Annotated in this window: 16 protein-coding genes; 3 read left to right on the forward strand and 13 right to left on the reverse strand. The window is 60.6% G+C overall.

Annotated elements, in window-relative coordinates; all coding sequences use genetic code 11:
• Positions 1-7 precede the first annotated feature (7 nt).
• The 11 genes from ACI2KB_RS10285 to cpaB all read right to left on the reverse strand — a co-directional run bounded on the left by ACI2KB_RS10285 (position 8) and on the right by cpaB (position 10994).
• Positions 8-679: a DUF2931 family protein gene (locus ACI2KB_RS10285; protein ID WP_404634036.1), complete on the reverse strand. Its 672-nt coding sequence runs from the start codon at positions 677-679 to the stop codon at positions 8-10.
• Positions 666-2516, reverse strand: a complete 1851-nt coding sequence (locus ACI2KB_RS10290; protein WP_404634038.1) for a PAAR domain-containing protein — start codon at positions 2514-2516, stop codon at positions 666-668. The genes ACI2KB_RS10285 and ACI2KB_RS10290 overlap by 14 nt, the downstream gene beginning before the upstream one ends.
• A 97-nt stretch (positions 2517-2613) precedes the next feature.
• Positions 2614-3099: a hypothetical protein gene (locus tag ACI2KB_RS10295; RefSeq protein ID WP_404634040.1), complete on the reverse strand. Its 486-nt coding sequence runs from the start codon at positions 3097-3099 to the stop codon at positions 2614-2616.
• Positions 3100-3479: 380 nt separating this feature from the next.
• On the reverse strand, positions 3480-3755 hold the full coding sequence (locus ACI2KB_RS10300; RefSeq protein ID WP_404634042.1) for a DUF3613 domain-containing protein: 276 nt from the start codon (positions 3753-3755) through the stop codon (positions 3480-3482).
• Complete coding sequence (locus ACI2KB_RS10305) at positions 3752-4480, reverse strand: tetratricopeptide repeat protein (RefSeq protein WP_404634044.1); 729 nt, start codon at positions 4478-4480, stop codon at positions 3752-3754. Before ACI2KB_RS10305 ends, ACI2KB_RS10300 begins: the two co-directional genes overlap by 4 nt.
• Positions 4481-4489: 9 nt before the next feature.
• Positions 4490-5374, reverse strand: a complete 885-nt coding sequence (locus tag ACI2KB_RS10310) for a type II secretion system F family protein (RefSeq protein WP_404634046.1) — start codon at positions 5372-5374, stop codon at positions 4490-4492.
• 1 nt (position 5375) lies between these two features.
• The gene (locus ACI2KB_RS10315; RefSeq protein WP_404634048.1) at positions 5376-6260 is read right to left on the reverse strand and encodes a type II secretion system F family protein; all 885 of its coding nucleotides are present in this window, start codon (positions 6258-6260) and stop codon (positions 5376-5378) included.
• Between the two features lie 55 nt (positions 6261-6315).
• The gene (locus tag ACI2KB_RS10320) at positions 6316-7578 is read right to left on the reverse strand and encodes a CpaF family protein (protein WP_404634050.1); all 1263 of its coding nucleotides are present in this window, start codon (positions 7576-7578) and stop codon (positions 6316-6318) included.
• The gene (locus ACI2KB_RS10325) at positions 7575-8774 is read right to left on the reverse strand and encodes a pilus assembly protein (protein WP_404634052.1); all 1200 of its coding nucleotides are present in this window, start codon (positions 8772-8774) and stop codon (positions 7575-7577) included. The genes ACI2KB_RS10320 and ACI2KB_RS10325 overlap by 4 nt, the downstream gene beginning before the upstream one ends.
• On the reverse strand, positions 8771-10024 hold the full coding sequence (locus ACI2KB_RS10330) for a type II and III secretion system protein family protein (RefSeq protein WP_404634054.1): 1254 nt from the start codon (positions 10022-10024) through the stop codon (positions 8771-8773). The genes ACI2KB_RS10325 and ACI2KB_RS10330 overlap by 4 nt, the downstream gene beginning before the upstream one ends.
• 22 nt (positions 10025-10046) lie before the next feature.
• Positions 10047-10994: a Flp pilus assembly protein CpaB gene (cpaB, locus tag ACI2KB_RS10335; RefSeq protein WP_404634056.1), complete on the reverse strand. Its 948-nt coding sequence runs from the start codon at positions 10992-10994 to the stop codon at positions 10047-10049.
• 317 nt (positions 10995-11311) lie between these two features.
• Between cpaB and ACI2KB_RS10340 the strand changes: the two genes are divergently transcribed.
• Positions 11312-11503, forward strand: coding sequence for a Flp family type IVb pilin (locus ACI2KB_RS10340; RefSeq protein WP_404634058.1), 192 nt, complete (start codon positions 11312-11314; stop codon positions 11501-11503).
• Between the two features lie 54 nt (positions 11504-11557).
• Entirely contained in the window at positions 11558-11968 is a 411-nt protein-coding gene (locus tag ACI2KB_RS10345) for a response regulator (protein ID WP_404634060.1), read from the forward strand.
• Between the two features lie 763 nt (positions 11969-12731).
• Here ACI2KB_RS10345 and pbpC read toward each other — a convergent pair.
• Entirely contained in the window at positions 12732-15047 is a 2316-nt protein-coding gene (gene pbpC / locus ACI2KB_RS10350; RefSeq protein ID WP_404634062.1) for a peptidoglycan glycosyltransferase PbpC, read from the reverse strand.
• Positions 15048-15178: 131 nt separating this feature from the next.
• Here pbpC and ACI2KB_RS10355 point away from each other — a divergent pair, with 131 nt between their 5' ends.
• Positions 15179-15472 carry a hypothetical protein gene (locus ACI2KB_RS10355; protein ID WP_404634064.1) on the forward strand — a complete coding sequence of 98 codons (294 nt, stop codon included), beginning with the start codon at positions 15179-15181 and terminating at the stop codon, positions 15470-15472.
• A gap of 148 nt (positions 15473-15620) precedes the next feature.
• Here ACI2KB_RS10355 and ACI2KB_RS10360 read toward each other — a convergent pair whose 3' ends face one another.
• Entirely contained in the window at positions 15621-20543 is a 4923-nt protein-coding gene (locus tag ACI2KB_RS10360; RefSeq protein ID WP_404634066.1) for an alpha-2-macroglobulin family protein, read from the reverse strand.
• Positions 20544-20713: the final 170 nt, after the last annotated feature.

The following is a 20713-nucleotide window of genomic DNA, read 5'->3' on the forward strand; positions in this document are numbered from 1 at the left end:
TAGCGCGTTACCAGGAGTCATAAGGAATACCGAACTTGTCGATGTAAGCCTGAGATTCCTGATTAGGCGGGCGGTAATAGTGACCGTCTGACAGGCCGCCATAGGGTCCTTTCTTTACAATTTGGCCCTGCACGCGGCTGACTTCAATCGGCTCTAGGCATCCGCCCTGAATCCACGTTTTGGTCACGCCGCCGGGGGCCAAACCGATTGTCAAAAAGTCTCTGAAATCAACTATCCACTTCTCGTCTGCCTTACAGTACGCGTGCTCTCCCTTGAGCATGGCTTCACGAGTTCTCTGGGGGATTTCTATGTAAGCTTGATAGGTTTGCGGCTCCGCCAGAGACTGCCAGCGCACATATATAAAACGCGGAAGACTAGCGCCTGAAACCTGCTTCCCGGCCCCCCCTCCCGGACGTTTCGGCCAACCTGCCGGATCCCCTCTAAAGTTCGGTGGTGTCTGGACTGCCGCCACCCCACTCATTGCACGTTTGAACGCCTTGTCATTGATGTCCATCACATCAGCAGTTTCAATCCAGACCTCCATGTAATTAGGAGCAAAGAAACCCAACCGCCAAGAGTCATACGGCAGTTTTCCTCCATAGTAATTAACGTGGCTGCACCCGCCGAGAACCACGACGAGTGCCCCCCCCAATAATACTTTGAGCTTATTGATTGCCATGGATAATCCGCCGGTGATCATCGGCGGGCCGGTTGATGAACAGGACTCTTATGTCGGTTCTGTGCCTTTCCTTCACCGCATTCCAGCTCGCGGAGAGGTGGATGTAACGGCGGAGTAGCAAGTCCTCTTCGGCGGCGGTCAACTCCAACGCTCCCGCTCTTCCTGTTGCGTAATTCAGAACTTTCGCCGTAATAAGCGTTAGGTCTTCAGGTAAGGCCAGACGCGGATCTCGGTCGTTGATCGCATCGAACGGCGCTCCATGCTGTACCGCCAACTCCCGCATTGTTCTTAAATAGACCTTCGACAAGTCCCCCTCCACCTCACGCTCAAGTGTGCTCATGACGTACACCTGTTTGTAGGCAGGCGTCAGATTGTCCCGAGTGCGTGCTTCGTCCTCTGACCAGATGTGCATCTTCGGCTCGATACCTTGTTCGATCAGGCGCTTGACCAGTGGGCCGACACTTTGACGAGCGCTGGAGACGGCCCGTGCTTGTTCGTTGGGCAACGTCTTGCGCTCCCGGCTGCTGGTGGGTTTCGCCACCAACAGTCGTTCGCGCATGCGAGGTCGGTAGCCACCGCCGATGTCCGAATGGGCACCGGGCAGCACGATGTCGTTGCCAGTGCGGATCAGGGCGAAATTCAGGCGATGCTCATCCCGGGCGACCAGTTGCACGATTTTGCGGGCGCAACCTGTAGGCAATCCAAGGTCGAGGCCTGCGTTGCGCGCATTGCCGGGGCTGAAGTCCAATTGCAGGGGCGCGACGATGCCGGGTACGGTGTCGAACAGGCCGATGAAGTTCAGGTGAATATCGTATTGGATTCGCCACCTAAATCCTGCGCCAAACATGGACGCACCAGCAGGCAGGACTTTGGCAAGCAGACTGTTCGCACCTTTTCTTAGGTCATTGGCGAAGTGACGCGCAGCAGCCGCACCGCGGCTGAACCCAAAGACATCAACGTCTATTTTCGAGATTTTCACCGCCGGATTGTTTCGAACGAACAATCGTACGCTCTCTAAGATCAACGAGGTGCTTTGCTCAACCCGAGCCACAACACCATACTTCCCCGTTCCAGTACCCTGCCCCCACAGATCGTCAGCGCCGCCGCTTATAGTTCCGATCCCCTCCAGATAGACCTTCAGCGCTGCCTCTTCAGCGTCCGGCTCAATCGAAATGTCGGAGTGATCCCTATACAAGTCATACAACCGCGCAATATTGCTGGTGTCATTCCCGTAACTGCTATCCGGCGCACCGCCGTCGAGGCCATAACCGTGCTCGGCGCAGAATTGCTGAATGGCGTCAGCCTCATTTTCCAGCCCGACATCCCGCGCCATGCACCCCGCTACGGATTCGCTGTTGGCCTGGTTGTTACCGGTGCCATCGAAGAACACGCCCAGGCGCAAAGTGATGAGCTGTTCCTGCTCGACTTCTTCCTCCTCTTCTTCAAGTTCCAAGTTGGCAGGCATGATCTCGCGCTGCACGTTCGCAGGTGGCGGGCGAACGGAGGCCATCGGCGCGGGGGGATAACCCGGAACCGATCTGGCGGCCACGTGATTGGCTTTGCTCTCATAAGACGACTTGAACAACGACGGGTTTAGCGTTGCACGACAGGGGCATGAGCTGTAACTGTCCAACGAACCGGCCACGCGTTTACCGTGGCTGACGATGTAATCGATGCCGTCTACGATTGTGTAGATTTTGCCGTCGACGCCACAGGTGACCCGGTCGCCTTCACGAGCATGATCGATGCCGAACATGTTCACGCCGCTGTGCGCATCGATGACGACACCACCGCATGAAGTCTTGTCGCCTTTCCTTATGAAATACCCTTCCGCCATACGTTCGCTTCCCTGTTGAAACACGCATCCATGCGAGTGGTGTGTAGCCATTGTTGGGTCGGCCACTCAACGGCGGTCGAGCACAGTCCGGGGACTTCTAGCCCTCAAGCTCGGCGAGGAAATCATCAGGTAATGGCGTGTCGGATCGCTCAACAAAGACGAACCTGTCATTTCGGGTGTTGATGATTTCATCCCCGTTGCTCAAGCGGCTGCCGACGAGTGCGAGATTAAATTGTGTAGTGCCTGAGCCGGTGATGATCTGCGCGCAAGCACCATTGGGGTAAGTAACGACGTCGCCCGGCTGCGCGAGGCGCAACGTCTCACCCTCACGCGTCTCGCAGGTGATGGCCGATGTGGCTTGAAGAATGACACCGCCATCGCGGCTCTGGCTGCCTTCGCTGGCGGGTCGATAGATCGCAATGACCGGGTTCGGAGCGACAGGAACCCCCGGCCGGCAAGCGGTGGTGAACACGAATTCATCCGCTCCCGCCAACGCGGGTTCGCGATTAGTGGCGCAATTCATTGCACGGAGGTGCTCGTCTGTAACGGTGTTGTCGTAGAAAAGCGGTGTCGCTGTACTCATTTGAACTCCAGATCATGAGCGCGTAATTGGGCTGCTGATCCGGGATAGGGATGAGCAAGCATCGTTTGGGCGCTTAGGGTGGAGGACGAGACGAGCAGCGTATGTCGGCATGGCCGATACAGGGCGTCAGAAATGCAGGAGAGTGGCCTAGGCTGTTTCCTACAGAAAGAGGAAGCCTTCAATGTTCGCTTTACGAGTAGGGTGACGGCACATTGAGATTTCAGCGCAGGCTTAGCCGTTGGAAAATCGATGGCCGTCCGGCTACACAAAAACCTGTAGGAATGCCGCCCAGAGCAAGCTCACCTCTACAGGGCCCCGTGTTGACTGCGCAACAGCGCAGTGTCTGTACAACGGGCGATTTTGCGCAGCACCAAGCGCATTCAACTCCCGCCCGAGCCACCGCTGCCCGACACACTCCCGCCCTTCTTCTGCTCGAAGAATTCAGGAATCGGGTGTTGGTAGTTGTTCAACCAGCGCTGCATGCTCAGGTCGCGCTCGATGGGCGCCTGGGGCTGCGGGGTGGTCGAGGCGGCCTTGCCGCTGGCTTGCAGTTGCAGCCATTGCTCGGTGGGTGTGTTGGAAGACGAGGCGTCGTCCGCAAGCGCGATGCCGCCAAAAGCCGCCATACAAAGCCCGATAAAGACGCTGGATTTCATGGCTGGCTCCCTCCATCCGTTGTTGTCGCCGCCACCGCCGCAACCCTCTCAGGCTTGACCCGCACGCTGGCGGGCGATGTCTTGAGTTTTTCCGCGCGGGCCTGTGCATCACTGACCTGATCCGGCGTCAACCCTGCCCGTGAGACCAGTTCGGCAGCCTGTGTCCAGTTGTCCTGATAGATCAGCAGCGTCACCATGTTCGACGCCGCCAGCGTGTCGGACTGCTTGAGTTCGATGGCCGTCAGGAACTGGAACTTCGCCTTGTCCAGCTTCAACTGGTTGAGATAAACGACCCCCAAATCGTTGCGAATTCTTTCATCGGTGGGCGACAGTTTTACTGCCGCCTGCAAATGCATCAGGGCCTGATTGTTGTCCCCGCGCGCCGCAGCGAGCTGGCCCAAGCCGTGCTCACCTTCGGCGGCACGGCAGGTGCCTAAAAGGCTTCGGTACAACGGCTCCGCCTCGTTGCTGCCCAGCAAGCGCAGCACGCGCGCCTTGCGCAGCCGGACTTCCGCCAGGTTCGGCGGCAGGCTTTCCAGATGCGCCAGGCTGGCGTGCAGACGCCCTTCATCGGCCATGTCCTGGGCCATGTTCAGGGCCAGTTCCTGATCGGACGTCGGCTTGGTACAACTGGCCCCCGTGGTGTGTGCCAGCCACGGCGCGCTGCCGTCACTGGCACAGCCACTGAGCAGAGCCAGTCCGATGACTGCGATGACTGCTTTCATGCGATCTCCCTAAGAACTCAACGCCTTGCCTATGGCTGTGAAGCCCGGCCCTGCGATCACGATCAGCAGCGCCGGAAACAGAAACACCATCATGACCACCGACATCTTCCCTGAGAGCTTGGAGATGTACTCCTGCAAGCGGGTCATGCGGCGGTCGTCGATCAATTGCTTGAGCGCGAGCAGCGATTTCATCGCCCCGCCGCCCTGATGAATCAACTGGTTGAGAATCACGCAGGTGTCGCTGAATTCATCGACTGCCAACTGCGCGGCGGTCTTGTTCAACTCGTCCCCCAGCTCAAGGCCGGAGTCGACCCGCACCAGCATCACTCGCAGCTCGGACGACAGCACCGGCAGTAACCGACGGCCCTCGTTACTCAGCACACGCAGCGCTTGCTCAACCGCCATGCCGGATTCAAAAAGAATGCGCAGCAGCGGAATGAACGTGCCGACCTCGGCCAGTGCCTCCTTTTGTCGTCGCTGAGCCGCTGCGGCGAGCGTGCGCTTGGGCGCCAGATAGCCCAGCCCCATGGCAAAGATCGGCGCCAGCAGCGGGTAGGTCACGTCGTCGAAGAACAGGCTCTGAATCAGCAGCACGACACTCAAGACCACCAGCGGAACGCCCACCTGGAACGCCGCGAACAGCGAGCGCTGGCTCGCTTTGCGCCAGCCGATGCGGTTAAGGAGAATCTGCGTTTCGCTGTCCATGCTCACCGAGCGTTGCCCGAAGCGGCTGTCGCCGAGCAGTCGCAACAGCGTACTGACGCGGCTGTCCCGTGCGACCTCACCTTGCAGGCGCGACATGATCAGGCGCTCGCTGCGGCGCTGGCGGGCGACCGTGATCATCAGAAAGAATCCGGCAGCCGCGAACATCAGTGCACTCAGCAGCAATGCCATGTCAGATACTCCGCAACATGCGCCACAGCGACAGACAACCCAGGGTCTGCATGGTGAAGGCGACCATCAGCATTTTCTGCCCTGCAGCGTCATTCCACATATGCAGCAGGTAACTGGGGTTGACCACCATGAAGTAACCCACCATCGCCACTGGCAACAGCGCCAGAACGACCGCGCTCAAGCGGGTCTCGCCCGTCATCGCGCGCAATTGCCGGGCAGCCTGCTCCCGGTCACGAATCAGGCGGATCAGGTTTTCCAGCAACTCACTGGCGTTGCCGCCATAACGATGGTTGACGCGCAGCCCCAGCGCGAACAGACGAAACTCCTCACGTTCATAGAGTTCGGCAAAATCCTGAACGGCATCCGGCAAGGTGATGCCCAATTGCACGTTGCGCTTGATCCGCGACATCGCCTCGTTCAGCGGGTAGCCCGAGGCGTCGATACCCTGCAACACCGCGTCCCCCAGCGTCCGTCCGGACTTGAGGCTGCGGATGGTGTGATCGAGCAATTGCGGCAACTGGCTGATCATCCGTCGCACTCGGCGCTGGTAGCGAAAGCTGACGTAAAAGCGCAACACAATGACCGGCAACAGCATGCCCAGCAGCAGCCCGAGGCCGTCGTACAGCAAGAACCCCAGCAACATCACCATCGCCCAGACAGCCAGCGCCAGTGGCAAACGCTCAGCCGGGCGCCCCAGCCCGGCGCGCAGAAACGCACGTTCGAGCCGGGCCAGGCCCGGTTTGGCGGCCACAGGCTCAGGGCGCCCGATCAGCAGACGCGCCATGACCCGCTCGTTCACGCCTTTGTTCAGGCCGCGATAAAACAGGTACACCGACAGGCCGGCGAGCAGCATGAACATCACGCCGAAAACGATGGCGCCCTTCATCTTGAACCTCCTATTCCCGGCCCAGGTTCGGTACGAAAACCAAGCATCGCGGAACCTAGTAATCCAGTTGCCGCAACTTGTCGCCTGCCGGGTTCATCGCCTCGCGCATGAAGCCGAATCCGCTGCGTCGATCCAGGCGGAAAAGCGTGTTGGTGACGTACACGTCGTCGCGAGTGCCCACCACTTCCACCACCTCGCTGACGCAACGTCGGCCGTCCGGCATGCGAGTGAGCTGAATGATCACGTCCAGCGCCGCGCAGATCATCTGGCGCAGGGTTTTCTCAGCGATCTGCCGCCCGGTCAGCCCCACCAGCGTTTCCAGACGCAACAGGGCATCCTGGGCGTTGTTGGCGTGCACGGTGCTCATCGAACCGTCGTGGCCGGTGTTCATCGCGGTCAACACGTCGAGCACTTCGACGCCACGAATCTCGCCGAGGATGATGCGGTCAGGGCGCATCCGCAGGGCATTGCGGATCAGGTCACTGGCGCGTACTTCGCCATGGCCTTCGGCGTTGGGCGGGCGGGTTTCCAGGCGTACCACATGGGGGTGGCCGAGCTGCAATTCGGCGACGTCTTCGATGGTCACCAGACGCTGCTGGGTGTGAATCATCTGGCTCAGAACGTTGAGCATGGTGGTCTTGCCGGTGCCCGTACCGCCGCTGATCAGCACGTTGCAACGCTTGCTGACCGCGTTTTCCAGAAAGTCGTAAATCGACTGATCGATGGTCTGCATGGCCACCAGATCAGAACTTTTGAGCATGTCCTTGCGGAACTTCCGGATCGACACGCACGGCCCGTCCAGCGCAATCGGCGGGATGATCGCGTTGACCCGACTGCCATCCGGCAAGCGCGCATCGACCATCGGCGAGGACTCGTCCAGACGTCTGCCCAATGGCGCGAGAATCCGCTGAATGACCCGTTCGACGTGATGCGAATCGATGAAGCGCAGGTCCGAGTGATGCAGCACCCCTTCGCGCTCGATAAACACTTTGTTCGGACCGTTGACCAGAATTTCCGTGACGCTCTTGTCCCGCAGCAGCACTTCCAGCGGACCGAAACCGGTGAGTTCATCCACCAGCTCTTCGGCCAGCCGCTCCATTTCGTAGCGGGAAATCGCCAACCGCAGACGCGCGACGTATTCGGCCACCTTGTCCGTGACGAACTGCGCCAGCGCCGGCCGTGTGCCTTCCAGCAGGTTGCGCCCGCTTTCTTCGATGGCGTCGATGATGTAGCGGTGCAACACCAGTTTCAGGCCCTGCCCGTCGCCGCCACCATCGGCGGGGCGCGCGGACACGCCAAAAAGTTTTTCACCTTTCATTTGTTGGCCCTCAACAGACGGCCCAACCAGCCGTCACGGGGTTTGTCGGTCGTCTGCGACTGGCTCGCCAACCGCTCGCCAAGGTGCCGCAAACCGGTGCTCAGCGACTCCCGAGACGACAGCTCGAACAGCGACAGGCCCTGATTCTTGGCGTTGAGTCGGAACTCCGGACTGAGCGGCAACACGGCCATCGCGGGCAGTCCGAACGTTTTCTCCAAGGCATCGGAATTGGGCGTGACCTGGCGCAGGTACTTGTCCACCAGCAACCCGGCCTGTTGCAGCTTCAAGCCTTTCTCGCGCCACAGATTGAGAATCGCCAGATTGCGTCGACACTCGATGACGTTCTGGTCGGCGTACCAAAGCAATTGGTCGCAGTGAGTGACAAACGTGCGCAGCGACTCACTGTCCTGCTGCCCCACCAGATTCACCACCACATGCTGAAAATGCTGGCGCAGCGCGCTGAGCAGCATGTACAACTCGGCCGCGCTGGTGTGCTCCAGCGCCATGTCATCGTCGCCATAGGCCAGAATCCGCAACTGACTGGGGTGAGCGGTGAAGGCGCTGTCGATCAGGGTCGAGTCGAGTCGCCGCAAATGGCGCACCGCATCGCCGAAGGTGAACGAAGACTCAAGGCTCAACATCGCCAGGCTGTCGCCGCGCGGCATGCCCAGATCCAGCAGCAACGTGCGCTGACCTTTCTGTTGCGCCACCAACGCGAGATGGGCCGACACCAAGGCGCCGTCGCCGTCACACTGGGCGCCGTAGAGCACGGTCAGACCGCCCATGTTCGGGTTCGCCGCCACGGCAGGCAGGCGCTTGCTGAGCCGCCGGACCAGCCCCGCCACCTCACTGGAACGCGAGCCATAAGCCACAAAATCCCGCGCCCCTGCACGCATGGCGTTGAGCACCAGTTGGTTGTCCATGCCGTCGCCCAACGCAACGATGGCCAACATCGGTTTGGCCTCCAACGCGCCTTCGATCAATGCGCTCTGGTTCACCAGATGCTCACGGTCAAGCCCGACGAACACCACGCTGGCGAACGTGACGTCCACCAGCGCCAACAGCTCGTCGAGGCTGCCCGTTCCGGCGCTGACCACTTGCCCCAGCGGCGCCAACGCGCCCTGCAACCATTCAAGGTCGGTGGTGTTGCGGGTAATGGCCAGAAACGTCTGGCTCAGACTCGGTCCCTGACTCATTGCGATAACCCGCCACGGTCGAACTTGCCGTTTTCGAGGAAATACATCTTGAAGAAATTCGGGTCGTAGTTGCGCAGCCCTTCGCCCGGCAACGTCGGCATCGGCGCGTTGACCGCCAGCGGCTGAACCAGATGGGGCGTGACCACCATCAGCAGCTCGCGCTCTTCCCGATTGATCTGCGAGTTGCGGAATAGCGCGCCGATAATCGGGATGTCACCCAGCCCCGGAAACTTGTCGATGGTGGCGATGTTGCTGGTGTTGATCAGGCCACTGATGACGAAGCTTTCGCCATCGGCCAGCGACACGCTGGTGTCGGTCCGACGCACGTTGAGGGCAGGCACTGTGGTGCCCGCGATAGTGACGCCGTTGGTGAAGTCCAGTTCGCTGACTTCCGGCGCAACTTTCAAGGCAATGCGATCACGGCCTACTACCGTGGGCGTGAGCGTCAGGCGCACGCCGTATTCTTTGTATTCGATGGAAATGCCATTGCCTTCGCCATTGGGCACTGGCACAGGGAACTCGCCTCCCGCCAGAAAGCTCGCGCTCTGGCCGCTCAACGCCACCAGACTGGGCCGCGCGAGAGTGTAGGCGAAACCACTGCTTTCCATCGCGTTGAGCATGCCCAGCACTTTGCTGCTGCCACCGCCCCAGACGATATTGAAGTTACTGTTGTTCAGCGGAATCGCCGGGCGCGTGGCGCCAACAGTGCCCGGGGTCACCGTAACCCCCGGAACCGTGCCGGGCGAACCAAACAGGAAGTTGTTCGACCCCCTGCCGAAGATCGAGGTACTGGCCTCTTTCAATTTGGTGCGGCTGACCTCGATGAACCGAATGTCCGTCTGCACCTGGCTGGGCAAAGAGGGGTCTTCGGAAGGTGGCAGCGCCTTGTCGGTCATCGCGGTGCTCGCCGTGCCGCGCACGAACACCATGCTCTGCCGGGGCGAGGCAGAACAGGACGTCCAGACCATGAGGCTGGTGGTGCCCGGCCCGACGCCCGTCAGCAGGTAGCCATTGTTGTCGCCTTCAGTGACATGGACGTCCGCAATCTTCGGGTCCCCCACGGCCAGCCGCGTGATCGCGACCGGTGAGCGAATGTCCTGTTGCACACCCTGGCCGATCTCCATCACTGCGGGCATCGATGTCAGTCCGGCACAGTTTGCCGTTGCCGCAGCCGCCGTCCCCTGAACCAGCGCGGATAAGATGAACGCCAACACCACAGGGTTCAATGCCACTATGAAACGCTTGCTCATGAATGCGCAGTCCTTGCTCGACTCAGGGGGTTTGCTGCGTGACCTGATTGCCACGAATCACTTCGATACCGCGTGATTTCTGGCCCGTGCCATTGCCGACCGGCGTAGCGCGGGCAGCGCCCAAATTCAATTGCTCGTAATGAATGACGTTGCGGCTGGAACCCTCCAATTGCGTGGCAATGTCGGTGTCCCCCGCCCAGTAGCGCGCCAGGTTCTTTTCTTCGGCACTGCGCACCGCCAGCCGCAAAGGACCGGCCTGCGAGGCGAGCATCAAGCGGCTCAGAAGTTTTTCCGGAACGGCGACGACGACGCTTCGCGCACCGGATTTGAGTTTCTGCTGTTGCGCCCGGTCATCGCGGCTGAGGCCCTGATCATCCTGCCCCTGATTCACCGGCCCCATGAACGCCCCGACGCTGAGCACGCGCAACGCAGGCACGACCGTCTGCGCACTGCGGTCGGTGCTCATCTGATCAGGCGGCAGATAAAGCAACACATCGACGTAATCGCCGGGGCTCAACTGGCCGCCTGCACCGATGATTTCATCGATCGCCAGGGCCATGGCGCGCTCGCCGGGACGAATCATCCGCGCCAGCGTGCCACCGGCTTCGAAGCTGTTGTCGTTCAGCCAGGTGCCCGCCGCGAGCGGGCGCCACGATGAGCGCCCGATGGCATCCTCAGGCTTGCTGAAACTTCCGGCAGGCGCGACCTTCAAGCGCTCGACGACCAAATCGTCTGGGGTTATCGGCTGATAGGCGGGCACGTCTCTGACCAGCACCAATACCGGCTGACGGGTGGGGTCTTCGGCAGGTTTTTCGACAGCGACAGGCGCCACGGCAGGGGCAGCGCTATCGGTCACGGGGGCCTGTGGCGCAGGCGCGGGTTGGCGGCTCAGGACCAATCCCCAATATCCGGCAAACAGCGCGCCCAGCAAAAACAACACAGCCAGCCCCATTGTGACGCGACTGTTCATGACGGCCCTCCCGTGCCTGACTACAACCTGAAAACGTTTAAAGACAACCTGTCAGTCAGTTGGCTGTGAACATTCATCCATTTCGTTATGAAAGGTAGTCGAGGTGCTTCAAAACGCCATCAACCGTGGGAAATTTCACGGCGATCTCTTCATTCGGAGGGGACGGGCCAAGGCAACGGTACGCGGGCCTCTATCACTTTCGGATTAATGCTTTCTTGTGATTGAAGAGTGGCCCAATGGGGTCAATGCTGTGGGCACGAAGGATTGTTTAACGCGTCATGCGTGCGATAGCGCCTTGTGCACTAAGGAGTAATCAGATGTTCCTGACTTTCGTATCAGCCATGATTCGACGTTTCGTGAAAGACGAGGAAGCGGCGTCCGCCATCGAATACGCGGTCATTGCGACCATGGTCGCCATTGTCGTGATTGCTTTTGTCACGCCGCTGGGGGACGCAGTCAAGGCCAAGTTCAACTTGATCCTCACGAACCTGGGCGGCACCGCCATTTAGTGATGGATCAAGACGTCACACGTGTTTCAACCACGTCTCGGCAAGGAAACCAAGATGCCCTCTCATCCCACACGCCAACAATTACTACTCGTTGACGACGAAGAGGACGCCAACGAAGAGCTCGCCGAACTGCTGGAGGGTGAAGGGTTTTGCTGCTTCACCGCCCCCTCTGTGCGGGTCGCGCTGAAGCTGTTGACCGAACACCCTGATATCGCGTTGGTGATCACCGATCTGCGCATGCCGGAAGAAAGCGGCATCTCGCTGATCAAGCGCCTGCGCGAGCACACGTCACGCCAGCACCTGCCGGTGATCGTCACCTCGGGCCACGCCGACATGGAGGATGTCAGCGATTTGCTTCGCCTTCAGGTGCTGGACCTGTTCCGCAAGCCCATCTACCACGTCCGCCTGCTGGAAACCCTCAACAACCTGTTTCCGGAACCCAAGGTTTACCAAGTCGGACCGTGATGCGCTGACATCGCCTTCGAACACGCCGGGCATGCCCCGGCGTTGTTTTGTGTGGACGAAAAAAAGACAGGGGATCATCCGACTCCCCTGTCCGAAACAGACGCGAGCGTTGAGCGAACGTGCCTTCATAGTCGACCGCCGAAGAAAGAACACTGCATCGCGGACATCAGACTCGCGAACGTTCTCACACTGCCCGGCACTACGGCCTGACGCTCAGCCACACCCCACTCAAACCACCGCCGACAACGCCTGTCACACACTGAAGGCCACCTAACGAGGACAGTGGCCTGTGGCTATATATCAGCGTTTTGCAGGCATTCGTGCAATTCGTAACTTGGTATTAATCCGTTAGGTACGACGAGGACATTCGATGGCTGGCCAACTGCATTCGCCAGCAAGCCGGCTCCCACAATGACCTCACCAGGCTCAGGTCTTTTGTTCGACGCTCTCAACCTGTGGGAGCCGGCTTGCTGGCGAATGCGTCCGGTCAGGCACATCAACACTGAAGACACGCCGCCCTCCCAGCAAACACAGAACGCTGTGGGAGATTCCATGATTGAACGCACCCTTTCTCGCGCGTCCTTGCCCTTGGCTCCTGCTCTTCATGCGCGATAGCTCAGACACCACCGAACGCGACTTGGGTGCAGGCTGAACGCAAGTCGCGTTCCGCGGCGTCTGGACCAGCGTGCATGAAGAGCAAAAGCCAAAGCAAAAGCGAATTTTGCTCCCACAGGGCTTCGCGCTGAAACCTGGCTTGGCGACTTCAATCCACTACGCTGAACTCCACTCGCGCAGTCTGTCCGCTTTCATCCAGCACACTCAGTTGATAACGCCCCAATCGGGTGAACGTGTGGGTGTAGCTGTCCTGATTCGCGGTATCCCCCACCGGCGCACCATCGATGAACCACCAGCGTCGGCCATTGCCCCCCAGCGCCGACAGTTTCAGACGAAGCTGCTGCTGACTTCCCGCAGGCAGCCGCAATTGGTCACCTTCACGCACACCCACAATCGAGATGGGTGCGGCAAGGCTCAAACCCTGAGGCGGGCAAGAAGGGTCAATGACAGGCAGTCGCGCTTCCCGTCGCTCGCTTTTCGGCAACCAAGGCTCCAGCGGCGCAGGCCAGAGCGCGATGTCGCGGGCCTCGGCCTGTGGACAACTCGCACCGACGCGCAGGCCTTTGTCGTTGATCCAGACTTTCTCCAGCAAACCTAAACCCAACGGCTGATCGGTGGCTTGCAGCGTCGGCGGCGTGGTGCCATCCAGCGTCCAGGCGAAACGCTGGCGTCGGCAGTTGGGGTCACTTTTGCTCATTGGCTGCCCCAACGGCCAGCAGATCGCGGCGACACCGACGCTCAACGGCACCGGCTGAACCGGCGGCAGGATGTTGCGCTGAGCATCGCGGTTGACCAGCAGATCGTGCACTTGCAACATCAACGGCGCCGCAGACGCCAGGCCAAACTGCCCTGGAACCGGCGTGCCATCAGGTCTGCCAATCCACACGCCAATCAGGAAGCGAGGCCCGACGCCAATCGACCAGGCATCGCGAAAGCCGTAGCTGGTGCCGGTTTTCCACGCCAGTTGTGGGCGCTGCACCAACTCGGCGTGGGGGTCCAGATCCGGTCGCGACTGGCCACTGAGGATGCGCCGAATGATCCACGCGGCCCCCGGCGACATCATCGGTCGGTCACGCAATCTGTCTTCAGGCTGCAAGCGAATGTCGGCACTGCGCCCTCCCCTCGCGAACGCGGCGTAGCCACCGACCAAATCTTCCAGACGACTCCCCGCGCCACCCAGGATCAGCGCCAGATTGGGTTCGGCGAGCGGAGGTAACGTCAGGGGTACACCACCATTGCGCAACTCTGCCGCAAAGCGCTTCGGGCCATAGGCTTCCAGTAACTGCACGGCGGGCAAGTTGAGCGACATCGACAATGCGGAGCTGGCGGCCACCGCACCGTTGAAACCAGACGAGAAATTGCCCGGTCGGTAATCGCCATAACGTCGCGGCACGTCCTGCATCAGCGATTCGGAATGAATCAGCCCCGCGTCCATGGCCTTGCCGTAGAGAAAGGGCTTGAGTGTTGAACCCGGCGAGCGCAGCGCATTGACCATGTCGACGTGCCCAAAGCGCTTGTCGTCGCCAATGTCCACGGAGCCGACGTAAGCGCGCACGGCCATGTTCTCGGCCTCCACCACCAGAATCGCCGCTGACGTGCGCTCGGGCAGACGCGCGCGCCAGCCCAGTAACAAGTCTTCGAGACGCCGCTGCAAACTGGCGTCCAGAGTGGTGCGAATCAATGGCGGGCTGTTGGGGCGATTCAGGCGGCGTGCCAGCAACGGCGCCAGGCTCGGCTCCTGACGCGGCGCCAACAGCAGCGGTTCTTCCAGCGCTTCGTTGACGGCCTGTTGCGGCCATTGGCCAAACTCGGCCAGCCGCTTGAGCACTTTGTCTCGTGCGGCCTGCGCACGTTGCGGATGGCGGTCCGGGCGCAACCGGCTGGGCGCTTGCGGCAGCACGGCCAGCAACGCGGCGTCAGCGCGGGTCAGTTGTTGGGGGGATTTTCCCAGGTAGGCCCAACTGGCTGCCGCCACGCCTTGCAAGGTGCCCCCGAACGGCGCGCGATTGAGGTACAGGCCGAGGATTTCCTGTTTCGACAGGTGCCATTCCAGTTGCAGCGTGCGCCACAACTGTCGAAGTTTGCCGGGCAAGGTGCGCGAATGCGGATCGAGCAAACGCGCCACCTGCATCGACAACGTGCTGCCCCCCGACACTACGTGGCCGCCGCTGAGGTTCTGCCACGTCGCCCGGACCAGCGCCATCGGGTTCACGCCGGGATGTTGATAGAACCAGCGATCCTCGTAGGTCAGCAGTGCTTCAAGGTAATAGGGCGAGACCTGCTCGACCGTCACCGGATAACGCCACACGCCGTTGGCATCAGCGAAGCGCCACAAAGGCGTGCCGTCTTCGGCCAAGACGACGCGAGCCAAGTCGTCTTTGGGTAACGGTAACGGCCAGATACGGTCAACGAGCCAGAGCAGCAGGCAGACGCCAATGAGTACAACGCCGATGCGTCGTAGCACACGTGTACGCCTATAAAAAACTCCATGCGTCATGCCAAACAGCCTTTATGCTCTAGGGAACTCGCCCAGCCCATCGACAGCCAAAGCGAACATTCCCTTTCGCGTTTCATTTTTTTCATCAGGAAACAGACATGCAGGTAGAAAGCATTTTCGAGTGGCTGGGCCAGGTCATCGGGGCCGTGATCCGCTTCGTGGTCGATGGTTTGAGCTGGTTGTTCAACCTGTTCACTCATGCCGGTGGCAACTTCGTCGACGGCCTGGCGCGCACGCTGGGCATGGACACCTCGCTGATCAGCATCGTGGCCCTGATCATCGGCCTGATGCTGCTCTACTCGGCGATCCGCGCCTTCATGCGCGCCTCGATCATCATGGGGATCATCTGGTTGTTTCTGGGGCTGTGGCTGTTGAGCTGGATTATTCATTGAGCAGCGATTTGCCAGGTTCGTAACCCTATCTGGGAGTGAGCTTGCTCACGAATGCTGACATCCAGCCAGTACATCTTTAAAGGATGTACTGGCCTCTTCGTGAGCAAGCTCACTCCCACAGAAGTTCAATGATTCCAGCCCCTACCCATCACTTCTTCCCTTTCACCACCAACTGCGCTGGCGCATCACCCAGTGCCTGCCAGTTCGGGCGGTACATCGACTCCACTTGCGGTGGCGGCACACGATAGGTGCCCGGTGTCACGGCCCGCGCCAGATACAGCAGGTGCACCGTGTTGAAGCCCTGCAAATCCACCGCCGCCACATAGCGGTCGCCGCGGAATTCCTGGTGCTTCAACCCGGCGTTTTCCATCGACTCCCGCCACTGTTTTACCGACTCGCTGGCATCTTCCAGGCTGGCCGCGCTTTGCGCCAGATTCTGGTTTTCGATTTCAAGACCGGCAGGCAGCAGGTCAACCACCAACGCGTCCGGCACACGCTCTTTGGATTTCAATTCCAGGTGCACCAGCACCAACTCGCCGCTCTTCAAGGCATTGAGGTTCAGTGCCTCGCCATCCATGCCCAAGTACTCGCGACGAATCGCCAGATTCTCACCACCAGCCGCAGGCGGCTGCGAGGGGTAGCCAGAAATGGTCATCTGCTGATACAGCGTCTCGCTGCCGGTGTTCTGCACCGTCAGCGGAGAGGCCAGTACCGAGCTGTCCAGTTTCACGCCCGGCTGATCGTTGCTCAGTTCGCGGTTGTTGCTGCCGCTGTTCAACGTCGCGGCCCATTTCGCCTCAGGCTTGCCCAGCAGATCACGCCCAGCGAGGAACAGCGAGTTACGCTCCTGAGTCGACAAATAACGACTGGCCGCGACCTGATCCGCCAACGCAAACAGCCGCTCCTCGACCTTGTCCGACGCCAGTTTGTTTTCTTCGAGCAGCGACAGAATCAACGCCTGATCACGCAGCGGACTGCCGTAATCCGCCAGCCAGTCGTTGGCCTTTCGACCCGCTGCCAGCCCCGCCAACAGCGCCTGATCGGCACGCGGTTTGTCGCCCATTTTTTCCAGCGCGATAGACAACTGCACCAATGGCAAGCCTGAACGCGCATCGCTGCGGCGATCGAACAGACTGCGCAGCGCACCCAACGGCGCCTGTTGACTGCGCGACAACACCAGACCGGCGTAGGCCTGAACGGCAAAGCGGGTGTGGTCGGCGTTTTCGCTGTAGTTGACTTCGATCTGATTGCGCTCTTGCAGGTAACGCAGCAGCCGTTCATTGGCCTTTTTCAGCGCCTCGGGCGGCACCGCGAAGCCCTGATCGCGAGCGCGCAGCAGGAAGTCGGTGACATACGCGGTCAGCCAGTATTCCTCTTCGCCATCCGAACCCCACAGGCCGAAGCTGCCGTTGTAACGCTGCATGCCCAACAGGCGCTCGATGCCGATCTCGATCTTGTGTTTGCGCACCTCATCGGACTCACCCTCAAGCCCCAGTCGCTTGAGGGTGGCGGCATCGGCATACAACGACGGATACAGGCCGCTGGTGGTCTGCTCCAGACAGCCGTAGGGGTAAGCCTTCAGCGCACGAATCTGTTCGCCAAGGTTCAGCGGTGGACGGCTGGACACCGACAGCAGCGCCTCACGCCCGGCAGGTTCGAATGCATCCAGCGCACCGTCCGGCAGGCTCCAGGCCTGATCCTTGAGCACGGCACGGTACTGACGCAGCATCGCCGGATAAGCCGGACGCACGCCAATGGTCCACTCGCGGCTGAACGCTGGCAGGTTTTCGCCCGGCAGGTCCAGGCCATTGACGGTCACTTTGATCACGCCTTGACCAAAACCGCCCTGCGCTTTCACCGGGATCTGCAACGTCGTGCGCTGGCCTTGATTCAGGCTGACCGCTTTCGCGCCGTCGCCTTCACCCAGGCTCAACTGCCCTTCTGCTGTGACCTGCACATTGAGTTTCTGCGCTTTGCCGGACAGGTTCGACAGGTCCAGCGCCACTTTGGTCTGGTCGCCTCCCGCCAGAAAACGCGGGGCCGACAGTTCGGCAATCAGCGGCGCGGCCACAACGGTTTTCGCTTCGGCCATGCCATAGCGTTCGTCGGTCCAGGCCTGCGCCATGATCCGCAGTTCGCCGTTGAAATCAGGAATGTCGACGCTAACTTCCGCATCGCCCTGCTCGTTCAAGGTCACTGGAGCGCTTTGCAGAGCAACGATGGTCACGCTGGTTTCCGGGCGCTTGCCGCCCTTGGCCAGTGCGGCATCACCACCGAAGGCCAGACTGGCGAGACGATTGCGCCCGGCTTCGATCAACTGGCCATAGATGTCGAGCTGATCGGCACCGTATTCCTTGCGCCCGAACAGGCTGGCGAATGGATCGGGCGTAGCGTACTCGGTGATGTTGAGAATCCCGACGTCCACCGCTGCCACCAGCACGTGCACGTCTTTTGGAATCGAGCCATCGGCGTTCTTCGCGTTGACCTTGAGTTTGAGCGCCTGCTTGGGACGCATCTTCTCGGGCGCCGTCACGGTCAGCGCCAGCTTGCGTTGCGAGCGATCCAGCGGCAGGTGCAGCACGCCGACGGCACGCTTGGGCGTGACATTGGCCTTGCGTTCACCCGGACGAATCACCAGCGCGCTGACGTACAGGTCGTGGCGTGCCCATTTCTTGTCCACCGGCACGTCGAAGGTCTTGCCCTCGGCGGGCACGTCGATCTCTTGCCACCAGAGAGGCCCCTCGCTCGACTCCACCAGCAGATAGCCCTTGCCCGCAGACGGCGGTGTGACGGTAACTTTTGCGGTGTCGCCATCGGCGTAGGCCGGTTTATCCAGCGCCAGCTTGACCTGATCAGGACGCACGGCGCCGCCTTCGGCGTTGTCCTGCCAGCGATAACCGGCCCAGAAGCGCACGCTGCTGACGATGCCAGTGGCCGGGTCTTCGACCTCGACGCGGTAAGGCCCCCACTCCACCGGGAAGCTGACTTTGACGGTGGAATCCTTCTTCACGCTGACCGTTTCTTCGGACAGGTTGAGGAATTTCTCGTTGTAGTGATAGCTCCAGCCATCGCTCTCCGAGTAATTCCAGTAATAGTCACGACGCTCACGAATCAGGCGAACTTTGAGGTTGTCGGCCGCCAGTTTGTGGCCTTCGGCATCGGCCATCAGCACTTCGAATTCCACCGGGCCATCGCCATCAGTGGCTTCGCCGTCGAACAGGCCACGCAGGCCCGGCATTGTGTCGGCAGGCCAGACCGGTTGTTCCAGACGCCGAGTGATCGGCCGTCCGCCCGACTCCTGCAAACTGGCTTGCAGCACCAGTTGCAGCGGCGAGCGGGCCTTGGCCCATTGACTGTCGATGCTCAGGTCCAGTTGGCCGTTGGCATCCAGCGTGCTGTCTTCAATCTCCAGATCCTGCTTGAGGTCTTCTTCGGTGATCGAACCGAATTGATAGCCCGGCAATCCCGGCACCGCTTCACGCAGTGGGCGCACGTACAGCTGACCGGTCAGGCGATTGCCCGAGGCAGGCGCGCCATAGAGGTAACGGCCATTGATGGACACATCGAATGGCGCGTCAGGGGCCAGCGGGGTGTCGCTACCCTTGAGTTCGAGGGCCATGCGCTCCGGCAGGAAATCCTCGACCTGAAATTCATACAACTGCGGCTTGCCATCGCCCAGGTCGAAGACCAATTGCCAGCGTCCTGTCGGGGCTTCGTCCGACAGTTGCAGTTGGTATTGATACAGCCCGGTGGCGTCAGCTTCCCACACGAATTTGCGACTGACCTGCTCGTCGGGGCGTCGCACTTCGACGGTGATCGGCTGAGGTTTCACGCCCTTGCCGTCGTTGTCGCGCAACAGGCCGTTGAGCAGCACGGTTTCGCCGGGGCGATACAGGTCGCGCGGGCCAAAAATAAAGAATTGCAGCGGGTGCGCTTGCGGGCCGCTGATGTCGAACTCGGCCAGATCCAGCGCTGCGCTGTTCAGACGCAACAGGCTGGTTTGCTCGGCCTGCTTGGCCAGCAGCACTTCGGCCTTGGCGGGCAACGGCAGCTCGGCGTGACCAGCATTGTCGGTCTTGGCCTGACCGACCACGCGCCCCTTGTTGTCATACAGCTCAAGATCAACGCCATTCAGCGCCTTTCCACCTTCCAGCGCTTGAGTGAAAACGTCGAGGCGATTGGCGTAACGATGCGCCGACAGGCCGATGTCACTGAGGGTGAACAGCGTTGCAGGCTGGGAATAGTTGTAGGTGCCTGAGGCGCGCATGACCGCCAGATACACACCCGGCTGTTGCAACGGCTTGAGCCCGGCAATCGGCAGCAGCACGGTTTCCCGAGTGTTGCGCGCAGGGTTCAGGTCGAAACGACCGCCGTAAACCAGATCGGCCATCGGCAGCAGTTCTTTGGATTCATAGCTTTGCAGGCTGGACGAGCCTTCCCATGAACTGAGAAACGCAGGCAGTGAGTCCGGCTTGATGCGGAAGAACTCGACATCGACCTTGTCGACGTTCAACGCGATCACCGGCAAGCCCTCGGCCAGGCGGGTCGGCAACAGGCTGCCACGACTGGCGAAGCCAACCGTCGCTTGCAGGTCAGAGGTTTCCAGGCGCGCTGAATACTCGGCCGCCAGGGTGTTGTTGTTCACGGCCGCCAGACCGGGATCGATGGTGAGGACCAGTTTGCGCTTGGGTTCCAGATGACGCAGACGCAGTTCCATGAGGTTGTCCGACAGCTCCCAGGCGCCATCGACCTTGCCGTTGACGCTGTCCACCAAGTGCACTTTTTCAGCGAACTTCTGGTCGGGATTCAGCGGCACGGAAAAACTCAGCGACAGCGTACTGGCGCCGTCGAGCTGGATTTCCGAGACGTCCACCACCGTCAGCTCACGCCCGGCGTAACGCTTGCTCAGCGCCGGGATGTCCAAAGCGGGCTTGGGTTTGGCCGTTTCTACGGCTGCGGCTTGAGGCGCGGCAGGCTGCGCGGGGGCAGAAGCGGGTTTGTCGGAAGTGGAGGAATCGCAGGCACTGAGCAGTACCAGCGCACAGGCCAGGAACAATCCTTTGTTAAGCATGAGGCACTCATTGGCGGCAGTTGTGATGAGAAGCAGCAGTTATAGCACCGCAATCGGGATCGTAAAGCGCGGCGCGGACATAGACCGTGGGTTTGTGCATTTGTTCGCAGGGGCCGCTTCTACTCGCACATCGGCAATGTCTTCGCTTGCGTTACAATCCCGCGCTTGCA

This window comes from Pseudomonas sp. NPDC088444, assembly GCF_044900175.1.
In the GTDB taxonomy this organism is placed as follows: domain Bacteria; phylum Pseudomonadota; class Gammaproteobacteria; order Pseudomonadales; family Pseudomonadaceae; genus Aquipseudomonas.